The organism is Ruania zhangjianzhongii, assembly GCF_008000995.1.
Taxonomy (GTDB): domain Bacteria; phylum Actinomycetota; class Actinomycetes; order Actinomycetales; family Beutenbergiaceae; genus Ruania; species Ruania zhangjianzhongii.
Window position 1 is genome coordinate 1,067,445 of the sequence record NZ_CP042828.1, and the last position, 19,656, is coordinate 1,087,100.

The window sequence follows — 19,656 nt, forward strand, 5'->3', positions numbered from 1 at the left end:
CCCGACGCGCCGGTTGCGGGACGTGGGTTGCGGGTGCTCCGTTTTGTGGGCGGGTCTGCTGTAGGCGGGTCGGCTCAGAGGTAGCGGAGCGGGTCGAACGCGTCCAGCGGAATGACCCGCACCCGCGGCAGCGGCACGGTGAACGCGTGCACATCGTCCTCGAGGTCCACCAGCTGCACCCCGCGTTCGGTCAGCTCGCTCAGACGAGCATTGACGAACTCGCGGAAGCACATCACGCCGAGGCGCCGCTCGCCGTCGATCAAGTCCTCCAGCTGCGGCAGGAAGTCACCGTCGTGGCTGGCCAGCAGCACATCCCCTGGCCGGTCCTTGAGGGCCTCGAGGGTGCGCTGGATACCGACGTCCACCACCTTCTCGGTACCGCTCCCAGCCAGCGGGATCGGGTGATAGCCCATGGCCAGCAGCGCCTGCACGAAGTTCATCGGCAGCTGCCCGCTGGTGGCGTTCAGGAAGAACAGCGCGCGCACCGGCTGGTCCCACAGGGTGCGGGCATGCTCGGTGACTCGGTCCCAGCGGGGCCGCTCGTCCGGGTTGGGCCGGTGCCCCAGCACACTCATGCCCAGGGTGGCGTCGATGTTCTCGCCGTCCACCAGCAGGTAGGTCTGGCGCGGGGGTTCGGTCTCGGACATGCAGGACACTCTATGCCGCAGCGTCCCCCGACGGCGGCACGCGCCGCACCCATCCACCCCTCGCGGTAGGGCCCCACCCTCCCGCACTCGATCGCAATCCCGCACCGGCACCACCCTCCCGCACCGGCACCACCCTCCCGACAATGCAGACGGAGGCAACCTGTGGGATCGGAGCTAGGTTGTACCTTGACTCCGATCCCACAGATTGCCTCCGTGGACCTGCGCCCCGAGGTCAAGCAGGGATCAGGCGATGGTCAGGCCTGCGGGGTGGTGCCGATCTGACCGGCGGATCCGCCACCGGCCTTCAGCGCGGCGAACCGGGCGTCCACCTCGAGGCTGTCCTCGTCCGCCTCCAGCTCGGCGAACTGGGCGTCCAGCGAGGTGGCGTTGATCTCGGCCTTGCCGGCCACCAGGGCTTCCTGGCGGCGGATCTGCTCCTCGTACCGGCCGATCTCGCTGGTCGGGTCGAGCACGTTCATCGACCCGATCGCGTCCTGCACTCGTGCCTGCGCCTGCGCGGTCTTCGCCCGGGCGGCGAGCTGGTCGCGCTTGACCTTCAGGTCGCCGAGCTTGCCCTTCATCACGGTGAGCCCGTGCTTGAGCTTGTCCACCACCTCGCGCTGCGACGCGAGCATCGGCTCGGAGCTCTTCACTTCCTGCTCGTAGCCGATCTGCTTCTGCAGGGCGATCTTGGTGAGCTCGTCGTAGCGGTTGGCGCCTGCGGCGTCCCCGGTGCTGCGCAGCTCGTCGGCCTTGCGGGAGGCGGCCAGTGCCTTGTTCTGCCACTCGGTCACGGCGGCGACGTCGGCGTTGTAGTCCTGCTCGGCCAGGCGCAGGTTGCCGATCGTCTGGGCCACGGCCTGCTCGGCCTCGGCGATGTTGTTGGTGTAGTCGCGCACCAGCTGGTCCAGCATCAGCTGCGGGTCCTCGGCCTTGTCGATCAGCGCGTTGATGTTCGCCTTGGTGAGCTGGGCGATGCGGCCCAGGATGCTCTGCTTCTCTGCCATCGGTGTGTCCTTTGCTGTGTCGATGCCTGCTGTGTCGAAGGTGCGCTGTGGTCGAGCCTATTCGCGGATCAGAATGCGCCGCCACCTCCCATGTCGCCGCCGCCGAAGCCCCCGCCACCGCCGAAGCCGCCCCCGCCGCCGTTCCAGCCGCTGCCGCCGAAGCCGCCGCCGAAGCCGCCGCCGAGAGCGCCGCCGATCAGCCCACCGAGGATCAGCGAACCGACGTCCATCCCGGACCGCCTGCCGCCGTACCTGCCGTAGCCGCCGCCGTAGCCTCCCCGGCCATAGCCTTCGCCGTAGCCGCCGCCGATCCCCAGCGGCGTCTGCGCGTGCCACCGGTCCACATCGGCGGTCGCCAGCTCCCGTGCCCGGGAGGCCGCCGCCCAGGCACGGTTCACCAGCTCGACCGCCTGCTGCGGCTGGCTCTGCTGGATCCGCTCGGCTTCCTGTAGCGCGCGGGAGGCGTTCGAGAGCCGGGTACGGGCCTCCGGTCCGACGGCGCCCCGGTTGGTGGCGATGTAGTCGTTCGTGGACCGGATGAAGGCGTGCGTGCGCTGGATCCCGGCGGCCAGCTTGCCAGCGGCCCGCTGATCGGACTCCACCTGCTCGCGGTGCGGGGCGAGGGCGTCGTCCAGGGCGTCCTCGGCGCCGGTGATCTCGGCCAGGGCAGCGATCGGGTCGCCGCCCTCCCGGGCCTGCGTGGCCTGGGTGATCGCCGCCTCGGCGCGCGGGACGAGCGCCTGCACCTTCGAATCGTTCCCTGCCAGCTTGTCGACGTCGATCAGGTCCGAACGGATCGAAGCCACTGCCGGATTCAGCTTCTCGCGGGCCTCGGCGAGCGCGGCGCCGCCCTGGTGCACCGACTCGATCAGCGACACCGCGTGCTGGAGCGCGTTCTCTGCGGTCCGGGCATAGGCCACCGCACCGGCGCGGTCCGACTCGGTGAGCTCGTCCCGCCCGGCCAGCACGGCCTCGCGGGCGGCAGTCAGCAAGGCACGCGCCTGCTCGGGGGCTCGGGCCACCGACTCCAGCGCGCTCGCCGGGTAGGTGGCGTGCAGCTGGGTCAGCGCCAGCTCGGCGGGCGGGATCGTGTTCTCGATCTCGCCGGCGCGCTGCTCGATGTCGTCCAGGGCCTGCGGGGCGTTCTCCCGAAGGTTGCGCAGGTGCGCGAACGACTCGGCCTGTTCGTCCAGCAGTGCATCCGCCTTCGCGCAGTCCAGCACGATCTCGGTGAGCATCTCCCGCCGCTCGGCGTCGCTCTCCGGAGTCGCGTCCTCCAGCTTCGCCTGGATCTCGAAGGCGTCGGCGAGCTGCGTGCTGGCCGTGGTGAGCGCCTTGCGGAACTCCTGGGTGGCCTGCAGCCCGAACTGTGCTTCGGCGAATGCGAGCTCCTGCTCCGAGGTGCGTACCGAGTCGTCCAGCGCCACCAGCGTGGAGCCGGCGCGAGTGGCCAGATCCTCCAGCGACAGGTTCGCGAGCTTGGCTTCGAGCGAGTTCGGCGGTGGCGGTGGCGGACCAGCCGGAGCCGCGGCCCCACGATGCGCACCGGCGCCGACCGCAGCCTGCTTCTTCCGCCGCGCACGCACCCAGAGCAGCACCAGGACCACCACCACGATCAGCGCGCCGATCACCAGCACCGTCGTCAGAGCGGACCCACCACCGTTGGCGGCGGACTCCAGCTCGTCGGCGAACGTGACGGCACCGGCCGCCCAGTCGCCCGCGGCGAAGTCGTCCTGGGCCCGGCTCATCGCGCGGTTGAACTGATCCTCGGTCAGATCGGAGGCCTCCGCTGCCGACCAGCCGCTCTGCCGGTCCTCGGTCGCGACGGCGAGCAGCACATCGAAGTTCCCCAGGCCGGTCATCTCGGCGGTCTCACTGGACCAGGCCTCGGCCGATGTGCCATCGAAGGAGTCGACGAACACGACGAACAGGTCCAGGTCGGTACTGGAGCCCAGCTCCTCGATCGCGGCCTCCACCTCCGGCGATTGCCCGTCCAGCACGCCGTCACTGGTGCGATCGACCACCGGACCATCGAGCTGGAACGGTTCGTCCGCCGTCGCCGGTAGAGCCATCAGGATGAGGGCGAGGAGCGCCGTGGCCAGCGCGGCGAGAGTGCGGGGGAGGGTACGTGTCACACCCTTGATCTTCGCCGCTGAGCGACTCCCGCGCAACGAATTCGCCGTTCGCACGTCACGATTTCGCGCAGGGCGTGCTCAGCCGGTCCGTCGGGAACTTCTTCGCCCGGGCAGACGTTGGGGCCCGGTGCGCCAGGTGCGGGCAGGGTGCCGCAGAGGCAAGGAGTTTCCGATCTGGAGGTTCGTGGAGTACCTTGCTCGCCGTGTCAGAGAACTCGAACCCGATCGCCGCGGCCACCGATTCCGGGCCCGCGATCACTGTGGTGCAGCATCAGGAGTCCGTACCGCTCGGCCTCCTCACAGATGCGCTGGCGGGCGCCCGGCTGCACATCGTGCGCCCGGACGCCGGTGAGCCGTTGCCCGGCGCCGAAGGGCTGGAGGCCCTGATCGTGCTGGGTGGCAGCATGGCCGCGCACGATGAACAGGACCACCCGTGGCTCGCCGCGGAACGGGATCTGCTCAGCGCCGCGGTGCAGCACGGGGTGCCGACGCTTGCCGTCTGCCTGGGCGCGCAACAGCTGGCGATGGCCCGCGGCGGGCAGGTGGAGAAGTCCGCCCCGACCGGTCCGGAGCAGGGGGTGATCGAGGTGCGGATGCGCCCGGATGCGGTCACCGATCCGGTGCTCGGCCCCGTGGTGGCCGCTCTCGGCCGGGACATTCCAGCTCCCTCGATGCACGCCGATGCCGTCACCGCTCTTCCGGCAGAGGCCACCTGGCTGGCCAGCTCGCAGCAGTACCCGTTCCAGGCGTTCCGGGTCGGGAGTGCCGTGGGTGTGCAGTTCCACCCGGAGGCGGGGGAGGACGTGATACGCCGTTGGGCCGAGAACCGGGGTCTGGACGTCGAGGAGGTCACGGCCGGCTACCGGCCGAACGCCGAGGCGCTGACCACCCTGGTCACCGAGCTCGGCGCCGCTTTCCTCGCCCAGATCGCCGACCGGTCGCGGCTCGCCGTCCGGTAAGGCACCTCGACGCCCATGAAGTGACGGATATACGGCCGGGCTGTGCCCCTATGTGGCACAGCGCGGGCGTATATCCGTCACTTCACGACGTGAACACCTCGTCGAAGAACTCCCCGACCTGCTGCTGCAGCGCAGGCGGGAACGAGTGCGGCGCATCCACGAACACGCTCCGGTACGCATCCCGCGCCCCCGCTGCGGTATACCGGGCCGCGATCAGCTCATCCGCAGCGCGCATCCCGGCGAGGGGGAACAGCCCGTCCCGCTCGGCGTAGCCGACGAACAGCGGCCGGGGTCGGCGGGCGGCGGCGATGTCCGGCCAGTCCGCGACCCGGCCGATCCCCGGGTTCATCATCAGCCAGGCGTGTGAGTGCACGTAGCCGTCCAGCAGATGCTCCATCGTGGACATCATCGCGATCACGGCTGCGGCGCGAACGTTCTCGTTCAACGCCGTGGCCAGTGCCGCCCGGGCGCCGCCACCGGAGAGGCCCACCACCCCCACTCCGCCCGGGAGGACGTCCGCTCGGGAGTCGAGGAGGTCGACGGCGATGCTGTCCTCCCGCGCGACCGCACCTCCCCAGGAGGTACCCAGGATGCCGAGCAGCTTGGCCATCGCGTCCTCGTGCGGCCAGGCGTAGGCGTCATACCGGGCCGCTTCGGTGAGGATCTCACCCGCCTGTTCGCGGGCAGCGACGGCGAGTTCCCCAGCCCGGCGGGTACGGCCCGGCATGTCCTCGATCGGGATGCGGCGGCTGCCCCAGCCGAAGGCGTCCGGGACCAGTACCGCGTAGCCCCGGCGGGCCAGCTCGTTGGCATAGGGGATGCCGCCGTAGAGCTCCGCCCGGGCGGCCAAAGCGCCCGGTTCGGTGGGCCGCGGCCCGTCGGCGATCTTCTCCTTGCCGTAGTACTTCACCCCGCCATGGCAGTGCAGGGCGACCACGCCCGGCAGCGGGCGGGCCTCGCCGGCCGGGCGGAGCAGCCAGCCCACGCTCGGCGCGCCGAAGCCGACGTCCCAGCGCAGCACGGCGGCGTCCACGCCGCCGGAGGACCAGGTCGCGGCCGTCTCCGGTTCCACCCGGTCCGGTACGGGAAGTAGGCCGAGGGTGGTGCGCAATCGGGAGCGGACAGCTGCGCCGTCGGGAGTGTCGGAGGAGAACAACGGGCCGGCACTCCGGGCCAGTTCCCACAGGCCGGACAGGGAACGCAGATCGGCGGGGGAGGAGTCGGTCACGATGCTCACGCTAGTGGGCGGAGGCCGCGCTGTGGCCGGCTCGGATGCTTCGACAGATCTCAGTCGGCGACAATCTCGCCGCCACCGTCGATGTGCTCGGTGACTTCGGCGCCACCGGTGTGCCGGGTGGTGCCGGAGCCGGAGATGGAGGCGTCCAGGGTGTCGGTCGCATGGACCTCGATGTCGCCGGAGCCCTCGATGGCGGTTGCCGCGGTGGTGGCCTCGAGGCGATCGCCGTGGAACTCGCCGCTGCCCTCGATGAGCACGTCCAGGTGTTCGGCCGTTCCCTCCAGTTCGACCGAGCCGCTGCCGGAGATCACTACCCGCACCTCGTCGGCGTCGATCTCGGTGAGGTCGATGTCGCCGGAACCATCGATGTGCACGGTCAGCTGGTCGGCGGGCGCTACGACACCGGACACCGAGCCCGATCCGGCGATCTCCACCGCGTCCAGCTCCGGCAGGCTCAGCTCGTAGTCGATCGGTCCGGGGCTGTTCAGGAAGCCGCCGTCCACGTCCAGCGCCAGCACGCCGGCGCGTTCCTCGGTCTCGATCCTCTCCAGGGTGTTGCGGCCGGCCGTCACCGCCAGCGCGGGGTCGCCCGGCTGGAAAGTGACGTCGCCCGTGCCCTCGACACGCACCCCGGTTGCGCCCGCGGGTACGTCGCGATTCTCGGTGGCCGTCGGGCCGGCGGAGACGAAGCCACAGCCGGCGAGCCCCACCCCGCCCACGCCTAGCGCCAGGGCGACGGTCAGGATGCGTCGAACCATCATTGCTCCTCCTCGGAAAGTGGGCGGCCCGCCCCTCCAGCGGGCCTGGTACCACTCTGATGCTCGGGGTGTTCCCGGGGGTATCGGGGACCACCCCGGTCCAACCCTGGCTCTGGGCTCGGGGTGGCACTGAACGCCCCTCTAGAATTATTAGAGTGTGCACTCTAGTATTGGGGTCATGGAACCGACCGAGCTTCGTCAGTCTCGCGCCATTCCCGCGCTGTTCGGTGCCGGGGTGCTGGCGCTCGGCGCAGTGGTCGGGGTCGTCGCCGGCCCGGCGGCCGCCCGGCTGGTGGCCCTCATCGAGCGCACCCCGATCCCCTCACCCCGGCTGCTCGAGGTCCTCGCCGAGCTGCCCCTCGGCTGGACCCTGCCGATCGGGCTGGTGCTGGGCGCTGGGGCGGGTGTGCTGCTCGCCGGGGTGATCACCCACGAAAGTCTGAAGCTCACGGTGAGCACAGACGGTCTGGAGTACCGGCAGAAGGACCGGGAGGGCTGGCTCGACCACCACGACGTGGCGAGCGTGCATCGCGACGGACGCTACGCCGTCGTCTGCGATCGCGAGCGGGGCGTCCTTGCCCGGCTGGACGCGGACGGCCTCAGTAGCGAACGGCTCCGGGCGGCACTCCAGGCGCACGGCTATCGCTGGTTGCCAGCGGACCCGTTCGACGCCGACTACCGGCGCTGGCAGGACGGCCGCCCCGCGTTCACCGACGCCGAACACCGGCTGATCCGCAGCTGGCGCAAGGCCGGCAAGGACGAGGAGGAGCGGGCCGAGGCCGAGGTCGACCTACGCGCGGCGCACCTGGCTGTCCGGGAGCGCGATGGTCGCATCCAGGTCCGCCGCACAGGACAATCGAGACATGGCACGCACCGTCGACCCGCAACGCCATGAGGCGCGGCGGCTGCAGATCATCGACGCTGCCCTGACCGTGATCGCCGCGCGCGGCTACGAGGGTGCTACGACAGCCGCCATCTGCCGCGAGGCCCGGATCGGCTCGGGCACGTTCTTCCACTACTTCCCGACCAAGGTGGAACTACTGCTGGCGATTCTGACGTTGGGTACCGACGAGGTGAGTGAGCTCGGCGATGAGCTCGCCGGATTCGAGGATCCGCTGGCGGCGATCGGGCGGATCGTCGACCAGGCGATCGCCGACGCCGCCGACCCACGCATTGGCGGATTCGTGCTCGCCGTGGCTGCGGTGATGCACCAGCCGCAGGTGGCGGCGGCCTTGCAGGCCGATGAGGACGCCCAGGCCCGCTTGCTGGTGGACTGGCTCGCCCGCGCCCAGGAGGCGGGCCAGATCCGCACGGACCTGCCCGCCGCACGGCTCGGTTCCTGGGTGCGGCTGCTGCTGGACGGTTTTCTGGAGCGGATCGCCACCGAGGAGGGCTTCACCGCGGAGCGGGAGGCGCCGGTGCTGCGGGAGGCGGTGTTCGAGTTTCTGGCGGCCTCCTGATCCTGAAGCCCGATGGCCGGGCTCCAGAACCAGGAGGGACGGTCACGACTTGCGCGAGTTGGCGTCGATGTAGACGACCACGATGAGGATGGCGCCCTTGATGATCCATTGGAAGTAGGTGTCGATCCCCAGCAGCACCATGGCGTTCGTGATCACGCCGAGCAGCAGTGCCGCCACGATCACACCAAACACGTTCCCGCGGCCGCCGAACAGCGAGGTGCCGCCGAGGATCACCACGGTGATGATGTCGAAGAGCATCCCCTCACCGAGCGAGGCACCGCCGGACATGGTGCGGGAGGTGACCCCGATGGAAGCGAGGGTGGTCAGCACGGAGGCGATCACGAAGGCCAGCATGATGACCCAGCGGACGTTGATACCACTCAGCCGGCTGGCCTCCTCGTTGCCGCCGACGGCGTAGAACGAGCGTCCCAGTGCGGTGCGGTTGGTAAAGATCGAGCAAAGCACCGCGATGATCACCATCGCGTAGACGGGCACCGGGATCATGAAGAGGTAGCCCATCCCGAAGTAGTTGAACCAGCTCGGCAGACCGCCGATCGGCAGCCCGCGCGAGTACAGGTACGCCACGCCCATCAGCACGTTCATCATCACCAGCGTGCAGATGAACGCAGGCACCTTCCCCAGCACCACCACCACACCGTTGACCAGGCCGATCACGATGGACAGGGCCAGGACGGCGAGGACGGAGGCCCACATCGGCCACGAGTGGTTCGCGACCAGGCCGGCGAGGAGCACGGACGTCAGTCCGATCGAGGACCCGACGGAGAGGTCCAGCTTGGCGACGAGGATGACGAAGAACTGGCCCAGTCCGGCAATGGCCAGGAACGAGACTTGGCGGGCAATGTTCAGCAGGTTGCCGAGGTCCCGGAAGCCGTCGATCGCGATCGAGCAGATGAGCACGAGGGCGACGAACAGGACGACGATCATCCACTCGTTCGCGTACCGCTGCACGGTGGCGGCCAGTGGCGCTCGTCGGGTCGCAGTCAGTGTTGGAGACGTCATAGCAGTCAGATCCCTAGAATTCCGGCGGTGATAGTGGGCTGGTCCTTGCGCGCGCCAGTCACGACATCGCGGACCTTTCCCTCGTAGAGGATGTAGACGCGGTTCGAGAGCCCGATCAGCTCTTCGACCTCGGGTGAGACCAGCAGCACGGCCTTTCCTGCTGCCGTCAGCTCGGTGATCAGCTCGTAGATCGCCGACTTGGCACCGACGTCGATGCCGCGGGTGGGCTCGTCCATCAGGAAGATGTCGGTGTCGGCGAGCAGCCACTTCGCGATGACGACCTTCTGCTGGTTGCCGCCGGAGAGGCTGAGGATCCCCTGGGTGAGGGACCGGTACTTGAGCCCGAGCTTCGCCAAGATGGCTCGCGCTGCCGTGTTTTCCTGGCGGCGAGAGACGAACGGGCCGGTGGAGAACTTCCGGATCGCCGACAGGCTCGCGTTGCGGCCGACGCTGAGCGCGCCGTTGACACCGAGCGACTTGCGGTCGTCGGGAATGTAGCCGAGTCCGTGGGCGATCGCCTTGCGCGGTGTCAACCGGGTCAGTCGCTTGCCCTTGACCGTGATCGTTCCCTTCTCCAGGGCGTAGTCGCCGAACAGCGCGCGCAGCAGCTCTGTCTTGCCCGCGCCGACCAGACCGGCTACGCCCACGACCTCGCCGGCGTTTACGGTCAGACCGACGTCGGTGAAGCTGTCGCTGGTCAGCTCGGAGACCTCCAGCAGGGGGACTGGTTGAGGCGAGGCGATCGGTGGGAAGACCGAGTCGAGCGGCCGGCCGGCCACCAGCTCGACGAGGCGATCCTTGGTGAGGCCGGCGACGTTCCCGTTCTCGACGTGCTCGCCATCGCGCAGCACCGTGTAGGTGTCACAGATCTCGAAGATCTCGTCCAGCCGGTGCGAGATGTAGATGATGCCCTTGCCGGCCGCTTTGAGGCGACTGATGATCGCCATGATCTTCTCGATGTCCTCTTCCGGCAGCACTGCGGTCAGCTCGTCGAGGACGATCAGCGAGGCGTCGGAGGCGAGCGCCCGGGCCAGTTGGACGAACTGCTTCTCCACCGTCCGCAGATCCTTCACCCGCGCGTTCAGGGGCATCGTGACGCCGAGGTCGTCCAGTAGCTCGGCAGCACGGGCACGCTGTGCTGCGCGGTCGACGAACGGGCCACGGGTGAGGTACTTGCCCATGAAGATGTTCTCGACGACGGTGAGCTCGGGGGCGAGCTGCAGCTCCTGGTGGACCGCTGCGATGCCACGCTTCTGGCTGTCGGCCACATCGAAGTGCGGCGACATGACCTCCCCGCCGATGAGCACCTCACCGGAGGTTCGGGAGTACTCCCCGATGACGCATTTGCACAGGGTCGACTTGCCTGCCCCGTTCTCGCCGACCAGGGCGTGGCACTCGCCCGCTCCGACGGTGAACGAGACCCGCTTCAGCGCATCGACTCCGGGGAAGGACTTGCTCAGCTCGCGGACCTCCAGGATCGGCACGGCCGGTGCTGCGCGCCGGTCGGTGGCCAGTTCCGCGGTCATGCCTTCTCTCCCTCGAGCCACAGCCAGCCCAGCGCTTCGATCCCGGAGGAGACGACGCTGTCGTCGGTGGCTTCAGGGTGCAAGACGTTCCCGATCAGCCGGTTCAGCTCGTGGTAGGGGTACATCGAGCTCTTCACGCCGGTGAAGTTCACCGGGAGGATGTCGAAGAACATCTCTTTGACGATGTCGAAGTCGGCCTCGTTCAGCTCCAGGATCCGGTGCAGGAGTTCACGCTTGCGCTCCGGATCTTCTCCCTGCTCGTAGTCGAGCGAGGTGAGTGCCATGTCGTAGATGACGCGGTTGCGACGCTGCGCATTGCGCAGCCGCTCGAAGTGCGGCACCCACCGGCTCAACCTCGCCTCGGCGCGCAGTTCGCTCTCCACGGCCTCGATACTGGCCAGGAGCGAGGGATGTGCCTCGATCGCGCGCCTGATCGCCGGCCGATCGCCTTCGGCGAGCACATTCGACTGGAACGGGAACGGCGTGGTGTACAGGGCGAGTTGGCTCTCGTGGATGGTGAGCATGCCCTGCAGGATCGCCAGGACCCGATCGCCGAGGTCCGTACCGAACTGCGCGCGGCACACTCGGCTGAAGAACTCCGCCTGGTCCATCCGCGAGCCCCAGGCATAGTTCGCATGGGCCCACTGGTGCATGAACAGCCCGGCCCACTCGAACATGTACCCGTTCACCCCGTGCACACCGTGCTGCACGCTGCCGACGTGCTGTTCGATGTCCCGCTCGATGGTCTGCACGTTCGCCTCGTCGGAGTACCGCAACAGGTTCGACTCGAACGTCCGGTACAGCCGGCCCATCGTCGACGTGATCGAGTTCGACTCGGTGTCCCGGCCCCAGATGCGGTGCGCGCCGAAGGCCTCCACCCACTTGGTGAACTCGGCCTCCGGCACGTACAGGCCTGGTGCCCAGAACAGCACCACATCGTCGGGAATCGTCTCGGCCACCTCTCGTAGCCACTGCGGATCCTTCTCCAGCGGTGGTTGCCGGAATGCACGGATGCCGACGACGATGTCTGCCTTGACGCTGCGTACCTCACGGTAGATCTGATGCAGCAGGTCGAGGTTCGCGGCGTGCTTGGCCTCGCCCGGGGAGACGTTCTGGCCGCCCCACCGTGCCTGGCACCGATCGCACTGGCAGAACCAGAAGCCTTCTTCGCTCTCCTCCAGGGCGTAGCCGTCGAAGCCGAGCTCGGCGATCCTGCGCATGGCCGCGAGGATGTAGTCCACGGTCTCCGGGTCGGACAGGCAGGCAGAGTCGAAATCGTTGAGGAAGCCACTGCCGACCGGGGGGATCATTCGCTTCTCGGGGTGCGCGATCGTCCAGCCGCCGTTGTAGGAGTTCAGGCCGACGTAGGCGAACAGCTTCACACCATAGGTATGGGCGTACTCGAGGAGTTCGGGCAGGAAGTCTGCTGCGATGTTCGGGTGGGAGAACTTGATGTCCAGGAACCGATTGACTTCCTTCGCCCAGACCTTCATCGGGATGTCCTGATAGACCGTCTCGGGGTAGCCCTCGAGCGCAAATGGCCAGTACCCGTACATCACCATGTTCAGCTGGTTGATCTTGCCGTCCAGGCAGGTACGGATGTAGGCCTTCCAGTCCTCGAGGCCCCACAGCTGCATGTCGAAGCCCATCCGGCCATAGCCGGCGTACCAGGAGAACGTCGGGGCGACGGCCCGCACGGGAACGTCCGGATAGTCCACCACCTGGCACTGCGGCAGTTGGAGCGCCGTCCGGCCGGGGTGGTGGGTTCGGGTGTAGTCGGCGATCACCTTGAGGGTGCTCAGTCCGTGTACCAGACCGGCCCTGGTCCCGGTGTGCAGCGTCGTGGCGGACTCGGTGATCTCCAGGACGTAGCCCTGCTGTGCGAAGAGTTCCAGCTTCGCCTGGTCCACGTCCCAGGCCGCCGGGTCGAACGCCACGATTCGGAGCCGATAGCCGGAGCCGGTGACGTCGGCGTGGTCGGCCAGCCGTTCGGTGACGATCGCCGAGATCTCTGCAGCCGATACGTCCGGCAGGCTGTCGTGGGACAGCGCGATGGTCTCGATCTCGACGGTGACCTGGTCGTCGTCCCGGATCTGCTGGGGTTCGGGGAAAATGTCGATCATGCCAACTCCAAAGTGGTCGCAGAGCGTGCGGGCGGACGGTTAGCCGATCCAGTCCCAGGACTGCCAGTCGGTGTCGTCGATGGTGTCCGGGGTGATTGCTTCGGGCTCCGGGAGCTCGGTCTGCTCGGGCAGGTCCTCACCTTCGGCCATCGACTGCCACAGGGCGTCCATGGCGGTGTAGCCGAGCTCCACCGGGTCCTGGAGGACTTCCCCGAGCCAGGACGGGTTACCGTCCTGGATGTACTGCAGGACCTCGCGATCCCCGCCGATACCGACGAAGCCCATCTCTTCGGCGCGTCCGGCGCCGACGGCGGCGTTGTACGCGCCCAGAACCTCGGCATCGTTGTGGCCGGCCACCACGTCGATCGAGTCTTCCCGCTGAAGCACGTTCGCCATCAGGTCCTGTGCGGAGTTCCGGTCGGCCGCCCCCGTGTCGCCCTCGTCGATGATGGTCGCATCCGGATACTCGGCGAGCACCGTGTCCGTGAAGCCCTCCAACCGGGCCGCGCTCGCCTCGCCGGACGTCGGCACGGAGATGTACACGATGGTCGGATCCTCGATGTTCTCGGCCTGTAGGTGCTCGACCGCCACCTGCCCCGCCACCTCGCCGAGGGCGACCATGTCGTGTCCGACGAACGTGTTCCACACGGCGTCCTCCGGGGTGGACGGCTCCTGGGGGTAGTCGCCGACAACGAACTGGGTTCCCTCGCGCCCGTGCAGATCCACCATGGTCGGGATGATGGCGGTGGAGTCGGTCGGGAATACGACGATCCCCTGCGCCCCGGCAGCCACGAGGTTCTCCAGGTTCTGGATATTCGTCTGAATGTCCTGCTGGCTGTCCTCGAACTGGAACCTCACGTTCGCGTCCGGGTGTTCCTCCCCCCACTGCTCCATGCCCTGCTGGGCACCCAGGAACCATGCGTACTGGAGCGTGAACAGGCTGCCGCCGATGAGGGTCTCGTCCTCACCGAACACATGGTCGCCGGCAGCCGCTCCAGACTCCTCATTCGCCAGCGGATCCTGAGTGGCATTGCTGCATGCGGCGAGCATCGCGCTGGCTGCCAGCGCCGCGATTGCGAGAGTGCGCTTCTTCATCGTGCTTCTCCTATCCGGTCCGGAATCTCCTGTGATTCCGCTGTGTGGTTCGAACTCTGGTCATCGGTCAGCACGGCGAGGGCGTCGATCTCGACGAGCATCTCGTCGAGCGGTAGGCCCACCATCACCGTGGTGCGGGCCGGGGGAACGCCGTCGCCGAGGTGTGTGGCCATGAACTCCTCGTAGGCACTGTTCATCGGCGCGAAGTGGGAGCGGTCGGTCAGGTAGACGCGAAGCATGATCAGGTCGCTGACGTCGGCACCACCGGACCGGAGGATGTCGCGCACCCGCTCCAACGTGGCGGTGGTCTGGGCGCCGACGTCGTCGGGGTGCAGCACCGTGCCGCTGCCGGCGTCGAGTGGGCCCTGCCCAGCAACCTGGACGATGTTTCCGGCGCGGACGCCTGCGGAGAAGCTGGACAGTGGGGCGGGAGCTAGTGCCGTGGTCAGGGGGAGTCGGTCGGTCATGATGCTCCTTATCTGGTCGGGGGAAGCGGTTCTTCTGGTGCCAGGGCGCCGTGTCGGAAGCGGGCGACGAGGCCGTCACGATGCTGGTAGTGCACGACGTCCCCCTTCTGTTCGGCACGGCTGTAGCCATCCGGTTCCGCGGTTGCGGGGATGGCGAACGCGAAGGCGTCGTCGTCGGGCGAGCGGCGCATCCACCGGATGGTGTGGGTCAGGTCGCCGACGTAGTGCTCGACGACGTCGCTCGAGGCGTCCGGGTGCACTTGTCGGCTGGTGCGCCACCCATCGACGCCGGTCCGCAATGGCACGGTCTGCACCAGTTCGGGAGTGACTCGGCGGCCCGGTGCGAGGAGTGCTGACGTCGGGGCGCGCGGGGTGCCTGTCCCGTCCCGGGTGGTGATCGACTGACCGGGGGAGAGCTCCTCGTCCAGATGTCCGCCGATCGCGGGGCGGAAGTTCAGATGGGCGAGATACATCAGCGGTGCGGGGTCGCCGCTGAGATTGGTGAGACGGACCACCGAGTCCATCAGTCCGCTGCCGGCGGCGATCGTCAACTCGAGCTGGGCGGAGAACCAGGGGCCGAAGGCGACTCGGTGGGTCAGCGTGCTGACGATCGTGACGGTTTCACCGGCCGTGTCGGTGCTGGGACTCCATCGCAGGGACGCGGAGTCGAGTCGTGCGTTGGGGAGCTCACCGTGCAAGGGGTGGCGATCGTGCGGGCCGGGGTTGCCCATGGCGCTTCCGCCGCAGTGGATCAAGTAGGCACCGTTGTTATGCAGGTACTCGGTGGTTGCCACCGGGTGGTCGAACGAGTGCCGCATCGTGAGGGGGCGGCCGTGGAAGTGTGCGTCCCAGATCTGCTGGCCGACGAACGGCAGCACGGTGACGCGACCGACACCGTTGTGGATCTCCAGTACCTCGATACCGTTCTCCAGCGACCAGGCGTCGAGGCGGAGCTCGGCTGTTTCCATCACGGAACGGCGCGTGCTGGTGAAGAGCTGTCGGTACAGGGGGAGGAGCGCTGCACGGCTGAGATCAGGAGCCAACGACCTGCACACCTCCTTCTGAGAGCGACGCCAGAAGTGCATCGGCGACTCGGACGGAGCCAGCGGCGGCGTCCAGGTCGAAGCTCGTCGGCACTCCGGGGGAGTGGATGCGGTCGACAAAGTGGGCGAGCTCTGCGCGCAGGGCAAGGTCGTACACGACCTGCGCACCAGCGAAGCGACGGGTAGAGCCGTTCGGCGCAGTGAGGTCGGCGTCGGTGTCGGCGATCCGCAGGCTCGCGCCGGCGACGGCCATCGTGTCCTCGTCCGCGCCGTCCCAGCCAGCGTGGCAGTCCCAGGTGCCGCCACCGGAGAGGGTGAGGTGGGCGTCCACCGAGGACCACCGGCCGTCCCTGGAGCGAACGCCGTGCGCTTGCACCCGTTCCACGCGTTCGCCTGTGATCCAGGCGATCGCATCGAGGTCGTGGATCATGGTCAGGCCCACGACGTTCTCGCTCGGGTAGTCGTCGAGGTGGTCGGCGGGCCGCGTGCGTGAGGAGGTTCCCCGCCAGGGGCCGCCTGCCTCCCGGGCGGTGGCGCGCAATTCTCGGTACGGATCCGCGAAGCGCAGGACGTGGCCGACCATCGCCCTGCTGTCGTCGAGCTGGTGGGCGAGCCTGGCCGCAGTGGCTCCGTCTGCGGCGAGCGGCTTCTCGATCAGCACCGCGCAGCCGTGCCCGGTGACCGTCTCGATGAGATCACCGCGGCGGGTGGCGGGCACGGCCACGGAGACGGCGTCCGGTCGCGCCCGCGTGAGCAGCCCCTCAAGTGAGCTGAAGGCAGGCACTCCGAACCGGTGGCCCACCCCTCGGCCCGTGCCTGGTCGGCATCGAGCACGCCCACGAGCTGCACCTGGTCAAGAGCCTCGTAGGTGCGGAGGTGTTCCACGCCGAAACGGCCCACGCCGACGACGGCGATCCGGGTGGCGCTCATGGGGCACCACTGGAGGTGATGGGTGCGTGGAGGTCTTCGGCGTCGAGCGACCGTGCGATCGCCACGATCCGCTCGGCGGCCATGGTCACATCGCGCAGATCGACCCACTCGTCGTCCGCGTGCGCCTGGTCGATGGAGCCGGGGCCGAACACGATGGTCGGTACGCCGGCCCGGGCCAGCTTGCTGCCGTCGGTACCGAACGGCACTCGTGCCGGCGCTTCGTCCTCACCGCCGGAACGCAGCGCGGCGCGCACGATCGGGGTCTGGGCCGGCGTCGCCATCCCGGCATCGAGGAGTAGCTGGGTGACAGTCACGGAGAGGCCGTCGCCGGCACGGTCGTTGATCTCCTCGACCATGGTGGCGAGCACCTCGTGCGGGTCTTCCCAGGGCAGGACCCGCAGGTCGACCCCGAAGGCGCAGCTTTCCGGCACGATGTTGATCGCCGTTCCGCCAGAAACCGTGGTCACCGCCATGATCCGGCCGCCGGACCGGTCGTTCCAGGCTTCGAGATGGTCGATGACGCGCAAGGCGCCGAGGATCGCGTTGCGGCCTTCCTCGGGGCGTGAGGTGTGCGCGGCCCTGCCAGTGATGCCGATCTCGACCCGCAGCACCCCGTGGTGCTCGTGCACGACCTGCAGCTGTGTCGGTTCGAGCACGATCGCCGCGTTCGGCCCGTGCTGGTCGGTGAGGTGCTCGGCGATGTAAGAGGTGACCCCCCGGAACTGGTACTCCTCGTCGATGGCACCGAGCAGCACGACGTCCAGCGAACGCAGCGGCTGCGCGGCAAGCTGCTGCATGGCGAGCAACGCCGCGGTCAAACCGCCCTTGACGTCGCAGGCGCCCCGGCCATACATCCGGTCCCCACGCACCTCGGCCCGGGACATGTCGAGCTGGCGGTCGTTCGTCCGGGCGGTGGGGAGGCTGACCGTATCCAGGTGTGCCTCGATGAGCAGGGACTTCTCCGAGGTCGCCGAAGTCAGGCGTGCCAGGGTGTTACGGCGACCGTCGACGACGTCAGTCGTCGTCACAGTGCAGCCGAACGAGCGGCACAGCTCACCGACGGCGTCCCCGAGCATGTTCTCTCCCGGGGAGGCGGCATCGTAGGCTGGGTTGACAGACGGGATCTCGATCAGCTCGGCGAGCAGCTGCGTCACCGCCGCGTGGTCGATCCCGGCCGGAACGGTCAGTGCGGTCATGACGAGCCTCCGTGCCGGAGCGCACGCAGCGTCGTCTCGACCTCGGCGTGGGTGTTGAACCCGTGCACGGAGAATCGGAGCCGACCGTCGCCTCCCCAGGCACGCACCCCGGAGCGGAACAGTTGCTCGGCAAGGTGAGCTCCGCCGTCGACGGCCACACTGATGTTCGTGCCACGCCGATCCTGCTCACGTGGGGTGAGCAGGGTGTACCCCTGGCGGAGGAGACCATCGAGGAGTGCCTCGCTGACTGCCATTGCATGACGTTCCATGGCAGCGGCGTCCACGGTGCGTAGCGTGTCCATCGCCTCGGCGAGGAGGTAGGCGCTGGGAAAGCTCGGGAAGCCGAGCTCGAACCGCCGCGCATCGGGGTGGGCGTGGATTGCCTCCAACCGATCGGGCGCGAACACGTCCGTGACCGAACGCCACCCTGCGCCGTCGAGACGGTCACTGAACGCTTCCGGCCGGGTCAGGTGCAGCAGACCCATCCCGTGCGGCCCGAGAAGCCACTTGTACGTGCTGCACACGATCGCGTCGGCATCATCAGCATCGACCCGGATGACGCCGAGAGACTGGGTGACGTCGAGGATGAACGCGGCTCCGTTGCGCCGAGCAAGGGCAGCGATAGCAGGTGCGTCGATACGAGCACCGGTGACGTAGCTGACGTGGCTCGCGATGATCAGGCGAGTGCGCTCGTCCACCTGATCGGCGACATCCTCCGGGGAGACAGCGCCGTCACGGGAGCGGACGATGCGGACCTGGACCCCCTGTTCGCGCAGGGCCAGCAGGGTCAGGACACCCGAGGGGAACTCGATGTCGGAGGTGATCACGTTGTCGCCGGGAGCGAAGCGCATCGTTCGGACGAGCCGGTAGAGGGCATCGGAGGTGTTGCCGAGCGCTGCGACGGCGTCAGAGCGGCCCGACAGCATCGCCGCGGTGAGCTCACGGACGCGATCGAGCTCGGCTTCGGCCCGCTGTCTGCCAGCCTCACCATCGGCTTTGTCGTCCAGGTAGCGCAGCGCCGCGGCGCGCTGGCTACGCAGAGGCGGTCCCTCAGCACCGGTGTAGAAGTAGGCCATCTCATCGATGCCCTCGACCTCGTCGCGGAGGAATGGACCGGTGGTCGCGTCTGCCGGGGTTGCCGTCATGCGTTCGCTCCTGCGAATAGCTCGAAGTTCTGGTGCGCGTTCTGGAAGTAGATGGCGTGTGCCTCCTCGGTGGTGACACCGGCCGGGAGTACGCAGTCGACGGCCTGGTCGAAGGTGATGAAATCCAGGCAGGGGGAGAAGTCCGAGCCCCAGACGAGCGCGTTGATCCCGAGGACCTCGGCGAGCGTGTCGACGATCGGCTGCACGTCGGTGTGCGGGTGCCCGCCGGTGGTCGCGGCGTACTGGCCGGAGAGCTTGACCGTGACGTTCGCCGTGCCCGCGAGCGAGAGCACCGGAGCGAGGCGGTCACGTACCTCGGCAGGATTGGTGATCGGCCCGGGGAGGCCGAGGTGGGCGATGAGGAACCAGGTGTTCTCCAGCTGCCTGATCGCTGGGGTGAGCGCGGCCACGGCAGCTGGTGGTGCGTTGAGCGAAACGATGGATGGCGCACGACCGGCGCTGGCCTGCGCGATCAGCTGTGCGGCGAGCTGCTCAGCGTGCTTCGGATCGCCGGGGTAGGCGGAGGCGCGTGTGGCGACCTCGCCGCCGTTCGGGGTGAACCGCAGTGGGCTCAGCCACTCACGCGTGGCAGCGAGTGTGCCCAGGTAGCCGCTGTTGCCGGCGTACCCACCCTCGTCATAGCCGACGACGAGGGAGTGCTCGATCCCGGCGCTGCGCCGGAACCGCTGATAAGCGTCGAGTTCCTCGTCGTGCGCGGGCATGCGCACCCCGTTCGGTCCCTCGAAGCCAGTCTCGAAAAGATGGCAGTGGGTGTCGAACAACTTCGCTGGGGTCGGCATCGACCACGCTCCTCGGCCTCGTCGTCGGAATCGCACCGCTATTCGGTGCGTGAGTGGCAAAACGTGTTTTGCCAGTGATGATTGCGTCAGTCTGGCCCAGGGTGGGGC

General features: G+C 68.4%; 18 protein-coding genes and 1 pseudogene. 3 read left to right on the forward strand and 16 right to left on the reverse strand.

Annotated features, from left to right (window positions below):
• Positions 1-74: 74 nt before the first annotated feature.
• From FU260_RS04910 to FU260_RS04920, 3 genes are all read right to left on the reverse strand, one after another.
• The gene (locus FU260_RS04910; RefSeq protein WP_147916042.1) at positions 75-647 is read right to left on the reverse strand and encodes an NYN domain-containing protein; all 573 of its coding nucleotides are present in this window, start codon (positions 645-647) and stop codon (positions 75-77) included.
• Between the two features lie 254 nt (positions 648-901).
• The gene (locus FU260_RS04915; protein WP_147916043.1) at positions 902-1,654 is read right to left on the reverse strand and encodes a PspA/IM30 family protein; all 753 of its coding nucleotides are present in this window, start codon (positions 1,652-1,654) and stop codon (positions 902-904) included.
• Positions 1,655-1,722: 68 nt separating this feature from the next.
• Positions 1,723-3,789, reverse strand: coding sequence for a TPM domain-containing protein (locus tag FU260_RS04920; protein WP_147916044.1), 2,067 nt, complete (start codon positions 3,787-3,789; stop codon positions 1,723-1,725).
• 203 nt (positions 3,790-3,992) lie between these two features.
• Between FU260_RS04920 and FU260_RS04925 the strand changes: the two genes are divergently transcribed.
• Complete coding sequence (locus tag FU260_RS04925; protein ID WP_235912428.1) at positions 3,993-4,748, forward strand: type 1 glutamine amidotransferase; 756 nt, start codon at positions 3,993-3,995, stop codon at positions 4,746-4,748.
• Between the two features lie 82 nt (positions 4,749-4,830).
• Here the strand turns inward: FU260_RS04925 and FU260_RS04930 are convergent, their stop codons facing one another.
• Both FU260_RS04930 and FU260_RS04935 read right to left on the reverse strand, forming a co-directional pair.
• Positions 4,831-5,976, reverse strand: a complete 1,146-nt coding sequence (locus FU260_RS04930; RefSeq protein WP_147916045.1) for an alpha/beta hydrolase family protein — start codon at positions 5,974-5,976, stop codon at positions 4,831-4,833.
• Between the two features lie 59 nt (positions 5,977-6,035).
• Positions 6,036-6,743, reverse strand: coding sequence for a head GIN domain-containing protein (locus FU260_RS04935; protein ID WP_168211655.1), 708 nt, complete (start codon positions 6,741-6,743; stop codon positions 6,036-6,038).
• 178 nt (positions 6,744-6,921) lie between these two features.
• Between FU260_RS04935 and FU260_RS04940 the strand changes: the two genes are divergently transcribed.
• Together FU260_RS04940 and FU260_RS04945 are read left to right on the forward strand one after the other, a co-directional pair.
• A complete protein-coding gene (locus FU260_RS04940) occupies positions 6,922-7,638 on the forward strand; it encodes a YqeB family protein (protein ID WP_147916047.1) in 717 nt (238 codons plus the stop codon).
• Entirely contained in the window at positions 7,607-8,203 is a 597-nt protein-coding gene (locus FU260_RS04945) for a TetR/AcrR family transcriptional regulator (RefSeq protein WP_147916048.1), read from the forward strand. Before FU260_RS04940 ends, FU260_RS04945 begins: the two co-directional genes overlap by 32 nt.
• Positions 8,204-8,245: 42 nt before the next feature.
• Here FU260_RS04945 and FU260_RS04950 read toward each other — a convergent pair whose 3' ends face one another.
• The 11 genes and pseudogenes from FU260_RS04950 to FU260_RS04995 form a co-directional block, all read right to left on the reverse strand.
• On the reverse strand, positions 8,246-9,223 hold the full coding sequence (locus FU260_RS04950; protein ID WP_147916049.1) for an ABC transporter permease: 978 nt from the start codon (positions 9,221-9,223) through the stop codon (positions 8,246-8,248).
• A gap of 5 nt (positions 9,224-9,228) precedes the next feature.
• Positions 9,229-10,749 carry a sugar ABC transporter ATP-binding protein gene (locus FU260_RS04955; protein ID WP_147916050.1) on the reverse strand — a complete coding sequence of 507 codons (1,521 nt, stop codon included), beginning with the start codon at positions 10,747-10,749 and terminating at the stop codon, positions 9,229-9,231.
• Positions 10,746-12,872 carry a glycoside hydrolase family 20 zincin-like fold domain-containing protein gene (locus tag FU260_RS04960; protein WP_147916051.1) on the reverse strand — a complete coding sequence of 709 codons (2,127 nt, stop codon included), beginning with the start codon at positions 12,870-12,872 and terminating at the stop codon, positions 10,746-10,748. Before FU260_RS04960 ends, FU260_RS04955 begins: the two co-directional genes overlap by 4 nt.
• A gap of 39 nt (positions 12,873-12,911) precedes the next feature.
• On the reverse strand, positions 12,912-13,967 hold the full coding sequence (locus FU260_RS04965) for a sugar ABC transporter substrate-binding protein (protein WP_147916052.1): 1,056 nt from the start codon (positions 13,965-13,967) through the stop codon (positions 12,912-12,914).
• Complete coding sequence (locus tag FU260_RS04970) at positions 13,964-14,434, reverse strand: RidA family protein (RefSeq protein ID WP_147916053.1); 471 nt, start codon at positions 14,432-14,434, stop codon at positions 13,964-13,966. The genes FU260_RS04965 and FU260_RS04970 overlap by 4 nt, the downstream gene beginning before the upstream one ends.
• An 8-nt stretch (positions 14,435-14,442) precedes the next feature.
• Positions 14,443-15,402 (reverse strand): DUF4432 family protein, encoded by a 960-nt coding sequence (locus tag FU260_RS04975; protein WP_168211656.1) that lies wholly within the window; start codon positions 15,400-15,402, stop codon positions 14,443-14,445.
• Positions 15,403-15,466: 64 nt separating this feature from the next.
• Positions 15,467-16,060 (reverse strand): Gfo/Idh/MocA family protein, encoded by a 594-nt coding sequence (locus FU260_RS04980; protein ID WP_425328564.1) that lies wholly within the window; start codon positions 16,058-16,060, stop codon positions 15,467-15,469.
• Positions 16,061-16,117: 57 nt separating this feature from the next.
• A pseudogene (locus tag FU260_RS24560) lies at positions 16,118-16,407 on the reverse strand (Gfo/Idh/MocA family oxidoreductase); the annotation flags it as partial.
• Complete coding sequence (locus FU260_RS04985) at positions 16,404-17,603, reverse strand: M20 family metallopeptidase (protein ID WP_147916055.1); 1,200 nt, start codon at positions 17,601-17,603, stop codon at positions 16,404-16,406. The gene FU260_RS04985 and the pseudogene FU260_RS24560, both read right to left, overlap by 4 nt.
• A complete protein-coding gene (locus tag FU260_RS04990) occupies positions 17,600-18,748 on the reverse strand; it encodes an aminotransferase class V-fold PLP-dependent enzyme (RefSeq protein ID WP_147916056.1) in 1,149 nt (382 codons plus the stop codon). Before FU260_RS04990 ends, FU260_RS04985 begins: the two co-directional genes overlap by 4 nt.
• On the reverse strand, positions 18,745-19,548 hold the full coding sequence (locus FU260_RS04995) for an amidohydrolase family protein (RefSeq protein ID WP_168211658.1): 804 nt from the start codon (positions 19,546-19,548) through the stop codon (positions 18,745-18,747). The genes FU260_RS04990 and FU260_RS04995 overlap by 4 nt, the downstream gene beginning before the upstream one ends.
• Positions 19,549-19,656 lie beyond the last annotated feature (108 nt).

What these genes read in the sequence shown, in the direction of transcription:
- FU260_RS04910 (WP_147916042.1), bottom strand. Translation starts at nt 647, where the DNA reads ATGTCCGAGACCGAACCCCCGCGCCAGACCTACCTGCTGGTGGACGGC.
- FU260_RS04915 (WP_147916043.1), bottom strand. Translation starts at nt 1,654, where the DNA reads ATGGCAGAGAAGCAGAGCATCCTGGGCCGCATCGCCCAGCTCACCAAG.
- FU260_RS04935 (WP_168211655.1), bottom strand. Translation starts at nt 6,743, where the DNA reads ATGGTTCGACGCATCCTGACCGTCGCCCTGGCGCTAGGCGTGGGCGGG.
- FU260_RS04940 (WP_147916047.1), top strand. Translation starts at nt 6,922, where the DNA reads ATGGAACCGACCGAGCTTCGTCAGTCTCGCGCCATTCCCGCGCTGTTC.
- FU260_RS04945 (WP_147916048.1), top strand. Translation starts at nt 7,607, where the DNA reads ATGGCACGCACCGTCGACCCGCAACGCCATGAGGCGCGGCGGCTGCAG.
- FU260_RS04950 (WP_147916049.1), bottom strand. Translation starts at nt 9,223, where the DNA reads ATGACGTCTCCAACACTGACTGCGACCCGACGAGCGCCACTGGCCGCC.
- FU260_RS04955 (WP_147916050.1), bottom strand. Translation starts at nt 10,749, where the DNA reads ATGACCGCGGAACTGGCCACCGACCGGCGCGCAGCACCGGCCGTGCCG.
- FU260_RS04960 (WP_147916051.1), bottom strand. Translation starts at nt 12,872, where the DNA reads ATGATCGACATTTTCCCCGAACCCCAGCAGATCCGGGACGACGACCAG.
- FU260_RS04965 (WP_147916052.1), bottom strand. Translation starts at nt 13,967, where the DNA reads ATGAAGAAGCGCACTCTCGCAATCGCGGCGCTGGCAGCCAGCGCGATG.
- FU260_RS04970 (WP_147916053.1), bottom strand. Translation starts at nt 14,434, where the DNA reads ATGACCGACCGACTCCCCCTGACCACGGCACTAGCTCCCGCCCCACTG.
- FU260_RS04975 (WP_168211656.1), bottom strand. Translation starts at nt 15,402, where the DNA reads ATGGAAACAGCCGAGCTCCGCCTCGACGCCTGGTCGCTGGAGAACGGT.
- FU260_RS04980 (WP_425328564.1), bottom strand. Translation starts at nt 16,060, where the DNA reads ATGGTCGGCCACGTCCTGCGCTTCGCGGATCCGTACCGAGAATTGCGC.
- FU260_RS04985 (WP_147916055.1), bottom strand. Translation starts at nt 17,603, where the DNA reads ATGACCGCACTGACCGTTCCGGCCGGGATCGACCACGCGGCGGTGACG.
- FU260_RS04990 (WP_147916056.1), bottom strand. Translation starts at nt 18,748, where the DNA reads ATGACGGCAACCCCGGCAGACGCGACCACCGGTCCATTCCTCCGCGAC.
- FU260_RS04995 (WP_168211658.1), bottom strand. Translation starts at nt 19,548, where the DNA reads ATGCCGACCCCAGCGAAGTTGTTCGACACCCACTGCCATCTTTTCGAG.